9 protein-coding genes, 1 tRNA gene and 2 pseudogenes are annotated in these 9,042 nt (G+C 67.7%); 8 read left to right on the top strand and 4 right to left on the bottom strand.

Going from position 1 to position 9,042, the window contains the following annotated elements:
• The first annotated feature begins 76 nt into the window (after positions 1-76).
• Positions 77-162: transfer RNA gene (locus tag V9K99_RS36660), tRNA-Leu, on the top strand.
• 173 nt (positions 163-335) lie between these two features.
• On the opposite strand, the gene V9K99_RS36655 is transcribed toward V9K99_RS36660, so the two are convergent.
• From V9K99_RS36655 to V9K99_RS42830, 3 genes and pseudogenes are all read right to left on the bottom strand, one after another.
• Entirely contained in the window at positions 336-812 is a 477-nt protein-coding gene (locus V9K99_RS36655; protein WP_337011005.1) for a transketolase C-terminal domain-containing protein, read from the bottom strand.
• Positions 752-1,403, bottom strand: a pseudogene (locus tag V9K99_RS36650) (hypothetical protein). Before V9K99_RS36650 ends, V9K99_RS36655 begins: the two are co-directional and overlap by 61 nt.
• Positions 1,333-1,638: pseudogene (locus V9K99_RS42830) on the bottom strand (phosphatase PAP2 family protein); the annotation flags it as partial. The pseudogenes V9K99_RS36650 and V9K99_RS42830, both read right to left, overlap by 71 nt.
• Before the next feature lie 575 nt (positions 1,639-2,213).
• Between V9K99_RS42830 and V9K99_RS36645 the strand changes: the two are divergent.
• The 6 genes from V9K99_RS36645 to V9K99_RS36620 all read left to right on the top strand — a co-directional run bounded on the left by V9K99_RS36645 (position 2,214) and on the right by V9K99_RS36620 (position 8,006).
• A complete protein-coding gene (locus tag V9K99_RS36645; RefSeq protein ID WP_337011010.1) occupies positions 2,214-2,762 on the top strand; it encodes a hypothetical protein in 549 nt (182 codons plus the stop codon).
• A 35-nt stretch (positions 2,763-2,797) separates the two neighbouring features.
• Entirely contained in the window at positions 2,798-3,931 is a 1,134-nt protein-coding gene (locus V9K99_RS36640) for a DUF4331 family protein (protein WP_337011012.1), read from the top strand.
• Between the two features lie 13 nt (positions 3,932-3,944).
• Positions 3,945-5,297, top strand: coding sequence for a Dyp-type peroxidase (locus tag V9K99_RS36635; RefSeq protein WP_337011014.1), 1,353 nt, complete (start codon positions 3,945-3,947; stop codon positions 5,295-5,297).
• 116 nt (positions 5,298-5,413) lie between these two features.
• Positions 5,414-6,193, top strand: coding sequence for an enoyl-CoA hydratase/isomerase family protein (locus tag V9K99_RS36630; RefSeq protein ID WP_337011016.1), 780 nt, complete (start codon positions 5,414-5,416; stop codon positions 6,191-6,193).
• A 42-nt stretch (positions 6,194-6,235) separates the two neighbouring features.
• Positions 6,236-7,315: a sulfite oxidase gene (locus V9K99_RS36625; RefSeq protein WP_337011018.1), complete on the top strand. Its 1,080-nt coding sequence runs from the start codon at positions 6,236-6,238 to the stop codon at positions 7,313-7,315.
• A gap of 199 nt (positions 7,316-7,514) precedes the next feature.
• A complete protein-coding gene (locus tag V9K99_RS36620; protein ID WP_337011020.1) occupies positions 7,515-8,006 on the top strand; it encodes a DUF1269 domain-containing protein in 492 nt (163 codons plus the stop codon).
• 195 nt (positions 8,007-8,201) lie between these two features.
• Here the strand turns inward: V9K99_RS36620 and V9K99_RS36615 are convergent, their stop codons facing one another.
• On the bottom strand, positions 8,202-8,393 hold the full coding sequence (locus V9K99_RS36615; protein ID WP_337011022.1) for a hypothetical protein: 192 nt from the start codon (positions 8,391-8,393) through the stop codon (positions 8,202-8,204).
• 159 nt (positions 8,394-8,552) lie between these two features.
• Here V9K99_RS36615 and V9K99_RS36610 point away from each other — a divergent pair, with 159 nt between their 5' ends.
• A complete protein-coding gene (locus tag V9K99_RS36610; protein WP_337011024.1) occupies positions 8,553-9,038 on the top strand; it encodes a DUF7144 family membrane protein in 486 nt (161 codons plus the stop codon).
• Positions 9,039-9,042 lie beyond the last annotated feature (4 nt).

Raw genomic sequence — 9,042 nt, 5'->3', positions numbered from 1 at the left:
CGGGCCCGATGTGAATTCCACCCGTGGAGTTTGCTACTGTTCTCCGGTCAGCGTCGCTACGGCGACAAGACCACTCGTCCGGGTGGCGGAATAGGCAGACGCGCTAGCTTGAGGTGCTAGTGCCCTTCGCGGGGCGTGGGGGTTCAAGTCCCCCCTCGGACACCGTGGGGGTTCAAGTCCCTAGGGACATGAGCCCCTTTCTTCTTGGCCCGACCGGAGACCGCGATCTCCACATCGGTTGAGGGCTACGAGTTGATTCTGTCCGTCACAGCATCTTCAGCGGCGGCGTCTGGTGGACCGACTGAGAGCCGGCGGCGAGGGCATGGATGGGCGGCTCACACAGCGGCTGCGACGGCCCTGGTAATGCCATCGGCATCAAGTCCGTACGCGTGAAGAATGTCCTCGCGCTCCCCCGCCGCGATGAAGTCGCTGGGCAGGCCGAGGGTGATGAGTGCAGGGCGTGACGTCGTACGTCGAAGCGCCCGCGCAAGGGCATCTCCGAATCCACCCGGCAGCGCGTTGTCTTCGATCGTCACCACCAGCCGGTGCTTGCCGGCGTACCGGACGAGCTCGGGATCGACTGAGCTGATCCACCGCGGATCGACGACCGTCGCGCCGATTCCCAGCGCGCGGAGTCGACGGGAAGCCTCCAACGCGGCGGCGGCCAGCGGACCCACGGGCACGAGCAGCACCTCGGACCGGCCCGCCGTCAGCAACTCCGCAGCGCCGATGGTTGCTCGGGCGCGGAGGACTACTCCGCTGCGTCCACGTGGAACCGCAGCATGGTAGGCCCGGCTTGATGGGCGATGCACGCGCGTAACAGAACCCGCAGCTGCTGTGCGTCCCGAGGGGCCGCGACCCGCATGCCGGGAACCAACCCAAACAGAGCCACATCCCACATTCCGTGGTGAGACGGCCCATCCGGACCGGTGATTCCGGCGCGGTCAAGGACGAACGTGACCGGCGCCCGGCAGCGCCGCGTCTATCAGTACCTGATCGAAGGCGCGGTTGAGGAATGTCGAGTAGATCGCGACCACAGGATGCAGCCCCGCAGCGGCCAGCCCGACAGCAGACGTCACCGCGTGCTGCTCGGCGATCCCGACGTCGTACACCCGCTCGGGGTACCGGCAGGCCAACGGAAACAGCCCAGCCGGCCGCGACATCGCCGCCGTCACCGCGACCAGATCCGTTCGCTCGGCCGCGATCGCGACCAACTCCTCCCCGAACACATCCGTCCAGGTGGGTCCGTGGACCTGGCTCGTGGTAGCCGGACGGGCCGGATTGACGGCATGGAGGTGGTCGGCTTCGTCCAGCTCGGCGGACCCACACCGCCCAGCTGACGTGCAGGGATGGCATCGCCGCCAACTGGTTGGCGTGGTCGACCAGCTCCGACCACCAGGCATTGCCCTGGGCAACGGTATCGACGAGCCCGAGCTCGGGCAGCAGACGGGGCGGCGTCACAGGGTAGAGCACAAAGCAGGCGATGGCGATCACGTTGAGGACGACGAACGAGTCGCGGGCTTGGCGGAAGGCGTCGGGCCGCCGTACCAGGATCCAGACGAGCAGGGCGAACGCGCTGAGGATGTAGGTGAAGGTGTACCCGTGCCAGCCGGTGCGACTGGTCCTTGTCCGGGGCATCGCGGGGCGACAGCGGCGGTTCAGGCATCGTTGCCCCCAACACTCATCATCTCGGTCACAATCGAGTCCAGCAGTGCCAGCGGATCGGTCCCGTCCTGCTGGCCAGCCCACCAGCACCGCCGGTGGGCTGGCCCGGGTGGTCGTCCGGTGGGTTGGCAGTCCTTGGTGGGGTCGAGGACGAGTTCGCGGAGCAATTCGCCGGGTGGCGGTGTCGACGACGCGGATGTGCAGGTCCTGGTCGAGCAGGATGACGTCGGTTCGGGCGATGCCGATGTGATGGAGCAGGCCGCCGCGCACAGGGGTGACCACACCCGTGTCATCGACGCAGTCGCGGCGGATCCGGTCGTGGGTGTCCCCGGGTGCGGTCGCTGCTCGGGGTGGCTCTCTCGCGCGGGTGGTGCGGCCGGCAGCCTTCACGGGCGGCCGCCGAGATCACCCGTGAAGGATGATGCCCGGCGGTCGCCGGGTGCGCAGCATGGGCAAATCGCGGTCGGAATCCACTCGCGGGCCTCCAGATGGTGCACTTCGCCAGGCCGACCTCGAGCTCGGGGGCCGCGAAGCTCAGAGGAGGAATGATGGCGACACCTGCGGCAGGAACCTCTCGCCCGGGCATCAGTTCCGGTCCGACGAGCGAGTTCAGCTTGTTCTTCCATGTCAAGCCGGACGAGGGCAAAGCCCTGCGCACCGCTCTTCGCGAGCTGCAGCAGACACCCGGGTACCGGCCAGGGGACTACGGCATGTCGATCGCAACGATCCACGAGGCGAGGTTCGTGCCCTTTGACGACGACACGCGGCTCGCGTTCGTCACGAGCTTCGACGGCCCTTGGGACGCCTACATGGAGGACTTCTTCACGTCTGGGCCGACGCTGAAGCTGTTCGATCTCATCTTCCGGCACGTGGAGGGCTACGAGGGTCTTCCGGATCTGGCTGCGGTCAGGGCGTTCATCCTCGGCGCGCAGCAGACCGCGGGTGCCTACGCACGGAACTATGGCGGCACGGTGAAAGAGATCCGGAAAGCTCAGCGCGTGAACAAGGCCTTCCAGCAGGTGCTGGACCACCCGGAGGCCGCGGAGGCGCTGCAGCACCCCGCGTTGCGGCCGCTGCTGGACGAGGCTGCCGACTGACCAGCCCGAGCAGCGGGGCCGAAACGAGGACGCCAATGTCGGATCACATCTCAGGGCCGCGAGCCTTGGCCGAGCCGATAGCGGACATCACCGACGTGTACGCGTTTCCGAGCCCAGAGCGGCCGGGACATCTCGTGCTCGTGGTGAACACACTTCCCTTCGCGAAGCCCTCGGACCTGCTGTCCGACGGACTCGTCTATCGCTTCCGACTGCGCCCGCTGACCGCGACCGCGGGAGGCGATCAGGTGCCATTCGCCGTCGGCCCTGAGGAGTTCGACTTCGACTGCGTCTTCTCCCCTCCTGTGAAGGCTGACGGCAGGCAGGGCGCCGCACAGGAAGGCAGCTGCACCACCCCAGCGGGCGAAACGGTCTCCCTCCGGGTGAACGATGACCAGGGCGGCTCAGCGCACGGCGCGCGCGTCTTCGCCGGCCCGCGCTGGGATCCGTTCATCATGGACGCGCCCGCGGCGTTGAAGACGATCGCGACGGGCAAGTTGGCGTTCACCGATCCCGGGTCGATCTTCCTTGACGGCAAGAACGTCCTCAGCCTCGTCGTCGAGGTCGACTCCGCGCTCCTGGACGGCGCGGAGCTGGTCGGCGTCGTCGCGGAGACGCTCACCCGCGGCAAGTTCGACGTTCGGATCGAACGCGTCGGGCGACCTGAGGTGAAGAACATGATGCTGGCGCCGAAGCAGTTCGACCCGGTGAACCGAGACCTCGAGATCCGCGACCTGTACAACATGGAGGACGCGTTCGGTATCGGAGAGTCCTACCGGGGCGCCTACCGGGCGCGGCTGAACGCCAACCTCGCCTTCTGGGACGGTCTCGACGGCAAAACCGACTGGGTCAGGGACGAAAACGGCGACCACCCCCTGACAAAGCTGATACTCGCCGACTTCCTCGTCGTCGACCTCACCAAGCCGTACGCCGAGCAGGGCTCCTTCCTCGAGATCGAGCTCGCCGCCCTCCGGGGCAAGCCACACGAAACCTGTGGCGGACGGGCGCTCAACGACGACGTGATCGACACAATCTTCACCCAGCTCGTCAACGCCGGAAACGGGCCCGTCATCAGGGACGGGGTCGACCAGGCGACGAGGCCGGCCTCGACGACGTTCCCCTACCTCGCGGCGCCGAATCCAGACCCGCCCGAACCGCCCGAGCACTTCTAGCGACGGAGGGTAGGTGAACACCGTGACTGCCGGGCAGAGCATCGGCCTCGAACTCGACGACATCCAGAGCGGCGCGCTGCACGAGCGACCGTCGCCCTACGTCGGAAGCTACCTCCTGCTGCGCATCGACGACCGAGCCGCCGGACGCGAGCTGGTGCGGAGACTGCACCCGATCGTCGACTCCGGACGGCCCTCGCCCGATCCCACCCGCGACGCCTGGATCACGGTCGCCTTCACTTATCAGGGCTTGAAGGCGCTCGGCGTACCGCAGGACTCGCTCGACAGCTTCGCTCCGGAGTTCCAGCAGGGGATGGCGGCGCGGGCAGCCGAGCTGGGCGATGTGGGCGAAAGCAGCCCCGACCGCTGGGAGAAGCCGCTCGGCACCCCCGACGTCCACGTCGCCCTGGCCGCGCTCTCCCCCGATGCCGCCCGGCTTCGGACCGTCCTCGAGAAGGCACGCCGCGCCCACCAGGACCTTCCCGGCATCGAGTTGATCTGGCGTCAGGACTGCTATCAGCTCCCGACCGGGCGCACGTCCTTCGGCTTCAAGGACGGGATCGGCCAGCCGGCGGTCGAAGGCAGCGGCATCCCGTCCTCGAACCCGAAGGAAAAGCCGCTCAAGGCCGGTGAGATCATCCTCGGCTACCCGGATGAGACGGGCGAGCTGCCGCCCATGCCGACTCCGGCGGTGCTCGGTCGAAACGGCACGTACGTCGTCTTTCGAAAGCTGCACACGCGGGTGGCGGCGTACCGGCAGTACCTCCGCGCGAAAGCCGCAACCCGCGAGGAGCAGGCGCTCCTCGGCGCGAAGATGGTCGGGCGCTGGCAGAGCGGCGCCCCGCTCGCGCTCTCCCCCGAGCAAGACGATCCCGAACTCGGCGGAGACCCGCACCGCAACAACGACTTCCACTACGCCGACGATCTGCGCGGCTTCAAATGTCCGGCCGGCGCGCATGCGCGACGCGCGAACCCGAGGGACGCGCTCGACCACGAGGGCAGTGTCAACGTACGCCTGCACCGGATGATCCGGCGGGGTACGAGCTACGGCTCGATGCTGCCCGAAGGCGTCCTCGAAGATGACGGCGTCGACCGGGGCATCATCTTCGTCTTCGCCGGCGCGCACCTCAAGCGCCAATTCGAGTTCGTCAAGACCCAATGGCTGAACGACGGCATCTTCATCGGCGCCCCGGATGAGAAGGACCCGCTCGTCGGACCGCATGACCGCTCGGGGACCTTCACCGTTCCCGCCAAGCCGATCCGGCACCGGCTGAAGGGGTTGCCGCCGTTCGTCGTCACCCGTGGCGGCGAATACTGCTTCGCCCCAGGCCTGCGAGCTCTGCGCTGGCTGGCGGAGCTCGAGACGTGACCGGCCTCGAATGAGAAGAGGAAGACGACGTGACAACGAACTCGACCAGCACCGACCGCTGGAAGGAACTTGACTTCGGTCCGCCGCCATCCGATGGCGACGAGCCCGACTCCCCCGTGCTCGTCGACTACCTCTCCGGCGATCGCATTGCGCTCATCACCCTCAACCGGCCACACGCCGACAACGCGATCTCCACCGAAATGGGCGCCCGCCTGACCGAAATCGTCGAAGCGATCGCGGTCCGCCCCGCCGTTCGCGTCGTCATCCTCACCGGAGCCGGGGACAAGGCCTTCTCCGTTGGCAGCGACCTCCGCCAGCGCAAGGACATGACGAAGGAGGACTGGCTCCGCCAGCGCCAGGACTTTGATCGCACGCTCTACACGGTGCGGCAGCTGCGCAAGCCGATCTTCGCCGCCGTCAACGGGATCGCCTACGGCGGCGGCTCCGAGCTCGCCCAGAGCACCGACTTCATCATCGCCTCCGAAAACTCCACCTTCGGCCAGCCCGAAGCAATGCTTGGCCTTGCGGCCGGCGGCGGCTCGCCGGTGTTCCTACCCAGGTTGCTCCCGCCGGGGAAGGCCCTGCAGATGCTGATGACGGGCGACCCGATCACCGCCCGGGAGGCGCACCGGCTGGGCATGGTCAACGAGATCTACCCGCAGGCCGAGCTCGTCGACGCGGCACACCGGATCGCGACGAAGATCGCGAGCAACTCGCCGACAGCGGTGCAGGCGGTCAAGCGTGCCGTTCAGCTGGGTCAAGGCCAGCCGGCCGAGCAGGCGATCGCCATCATGATGGAAGCCCACTGGCGCTCGGCCGTCCATCCCGACCGCGTCGAGGGAATCGGCGCCTTCAACGAAGGCCGGGAGCCGACCTTCCAAGATCCCGACTACTGATGCGGCACACGACTAAATCACTGCACACGAGGAGGCTGAGAGATGACTGTGGCAGAAGATCTCGAACGAGCACGCGCCGCACTTCTGATGATCCACCCCGCTCCTTTCAATGCAGAGGCACCGCCTGAGGCCCTCGCCGGGCTGATCACGCCCACCGAGCTCCACTACGTCCGCAGCAACTTCGCGGTGCCGGCACACGACGGCACGCTCGAGGTTGGCGGCGCGGTCGAGAACCCGATCACCCTCACGCTCGATGACCTGCGCGCCATGCCATCGGCCGAGCGGACGGTCACGCTCGAATGCGCAGGGAACGGGCGAATCGACATGCGACCATTGCCGACCGGCGAACCATGGGGAGCTTACGCGGTCTCAACCGCCCGCTGGACCGGCGCGCTCCTCCACGACGTGCTGCAGCAGGCGCACCCAGCAGCAGGCGGCGTCGACGTTCGGTTCCAAGGGTCCGACCACGGCGCCTTCCACCTCCGGCCCGTCCTCGCGGAGACCAGCAAGGACGACCTGACCTTCGTGCGCGCGCTGCCCCTTTCCCACGCAGCCGATCCGGCAGCCGACATCCTGGTCGCTTACGAGATGAATGGCGAGCCACTGGGTCGGGACCATGGAGCGCCGTTCCGGCTCATCGTGCCCCACTGGTACGCCGTCGCGTCCGTGAAATGGCTGAAGCGAATCGACGTCCTGACCGAGTCGTACACCGGCGAGTTTCAGACCGGCCACTACATCTACGAGTGGCCCGATCGACCACACGAGGCCGTCAGCCTCATGCGCGTGCGAGCGCGAATCACCGATCCCGCGCCCGCATCGACCATCACTGCAGGAACGTACAAGGTACGAGGCAAGGCATGGTCGGGAACCGGACCAGTGACGCGAGTCGACCTCAGCCTCACCGGCGAAGGCGACTGGCAGCCGGCACAACTCGAGCCACCCCAGGGCCCCTACCAATGGCAGGACTGGTCGTTCGACTGGGAGGCGACCGACGTGGGCAGACACACCCTCCGCGCCAGAGCGACCGACGCGGCCGGCAACATGCAACCGGACGTCCCGCCCTGGAACCGGCTCGGCTACGGAAACAACGCCATCGAGGTCCCCTACGTCGACGTACGCTGAGACGCCACGAGAAGCGCAGGCCCTCCGTGGGTCTGGCCGCGCTACAGGCCCGGAGGCATCACCCCGCACGGATGATTCGCCGGCCCCCCGAGGCGTTGCCAACGCGGCCCGGTGCCGTTCACCCGCTAGGGATGAGGCGGTCAGCTCGCCAGAGTCCGAGGCTGCAACCGACGTACAGACCGATCCAAGGGAGCGCACGATGGCGACACTGACGGTGTGGAAGTTCGACAGCCCCACGGCAGCCGAAGAAGTGGTCGGGACGTTGGAGTCTTTGGCCAAGCAAGAGCTCATCAAGGTGCACGATGCAGCGACGGTCTCCTGGGAGCCGGGCAAGAAGAAGCCCAAGACGCGGCAACTGCACAGCCTGGCAGGCGCTGGGGCGATGGGCGGCATGTTCTGGGGGATGCTGTTCGGGCTGATCTTCTTGGTTCCGCTGCTGGGCGCGGCCGTCGGCGCGGCGACCGGCGCGCTGGCCGGCTCGATGAGCGACGTCGGCATCGACGACGACTTCATCAAGTCCGCCCGCGACAAGATCACTCCCGGAACCTCGGCGTTGTTCCTGCTGACGAGCGAAGCCGTCCCTGAGAAGGTAAAGGCCGCCTTCACCGATCGCGGACTGCATGCCGAGCTCGTCCAGTCGAATCTCTCGGCCGAGCAGGAAGCGGACCTTCGCGAGATGCTCGCCCAGTAACCGGCAGCCGGTACCCCGCCTGCTGAGGACGGGCGACGTTGAGCTGCGCGTTTGCCTCGGGTCTCGGTGCCGTCAGGCGTTGGCTGCGCTCGCGGCAGCCAACGCGCCGGGACCTGCGCAACGACGCCATCGCCGGGCTGCCGGGCGCGATCGGCAATGTTCCGGACGGCATGGCGGCAGCCGCGCTTGCCGGCGTCAGCCCGCCCACGGCCTGTACGCCGCGTTCGCCGGACCGCTCGTCGGCGGGCTGACCAGCCGCACCCGCCTGATGGTCATCACCACGACGACGGCGGCCGCCCTCGCCGCGGGTTCGGCCCTGCAGACGGTGAGCCCGCTCAGCCAGTCGACGATCCTTGCCGCCGGCAACGCGAACGGTCCGGATGGCACAAGCGATCGATACGTCCACGTCGCATCTCGGCTTCCGCTGCGTCGCCTGGCGGGCCTCATCCCCGCGGGGTGAGGCGCTTGCCGGGCCACGAGGGACAGCATCCAGGTGCGACCCGCCGCCGATTCCGGCGGCGGCCGACGCAACGAGGGGAGATGTCGATGATGGCTGAGAAAGAACGCGGGATGGCACTGGCCGGCCTCGTCGTGTTCGCCGGCGCGCTGCTCATGACGATCGGCCTGATTCATATCGTCCAGGGATTTGTCGCTCTGGTGGACGACGAGCGCTTGGGGCTGACGGCGGACAAGCTCGTCATTGTGGACGTGACCGCCTGGGGATGGACCCTCATCGTCTCCGGGTTGCTCCTGATGGCAGTCGGCGGCGGCTTGCTCGCGGCTGCGGGGTGGGCCAGGATCGCCGCCATCGTTGTCGTCTGCCTGCACGCCGTGACGCAGACCGCATGGCTCGGCGCCTATCCCGTCTGGTCGTTGCTGATGATCGCGCTGGACGTCGTCGTGCTGTACGCACTCACCGCGCGGTGGTCCGACGTACGGGACCGTCTCGGCGGTGTCGGCGAGGCGCCATGGAGCGGCATGGAGGGAGCCGAGCTGTCAGCGGCCGAGCGCCGTACCCCTCCCCTGACGTGACTGA

This window comes from Kribbella sp. CCNWLW201 (genome assembly GCF_037203805.1).
GTDB lineage: Bacteria > Actinomycetota > Actinomycetes > Propionibacteriales > Kribbellaceae > Kribbella.
This window is presented reverse-complemented; position numbering and strand designations above follow the sequence as displayed.

Bases quoted from the DNA above. Each gene is read 5' to 3' on its own strand.
- V9K99_RS36645 (WP_337011010.1), top strand. From the start codon at position 2,214: ATGGCGACACCTGCGGCAGGAACCTCTCGCCCGGGCATCAGTTCCGGT.
- V9K99_RS36640 (WP_337011012.1), top strand. From the start codon at position 2,798: ATGTCGGATCACATCTCAGGGCCGCGAGCCTTGGCCGAGCCGATAGCG.
- V9K99_RS36625 (WP_337011018.1), top strand. From the start codon at position 6,236: ATGACTGTGGCAGAAGATCTCGAACGAGCACGCGCCGCACTTCTGATG.
- V9K99_RS36620 (WP_337011020.1), top strand. From the start codon at position 7,515: ATGGCGACACTGACGGTGTGGAAGTTCGACAGCCCCACGGCAGCCGAA.
- V9K99_RS36610 (WP_337011024.1), top strand. From the start codon at position 8,553: ATGATGGCTGAGAAAGAACGCGGGATGGCACTGGCCGGCCTCGTCGTG.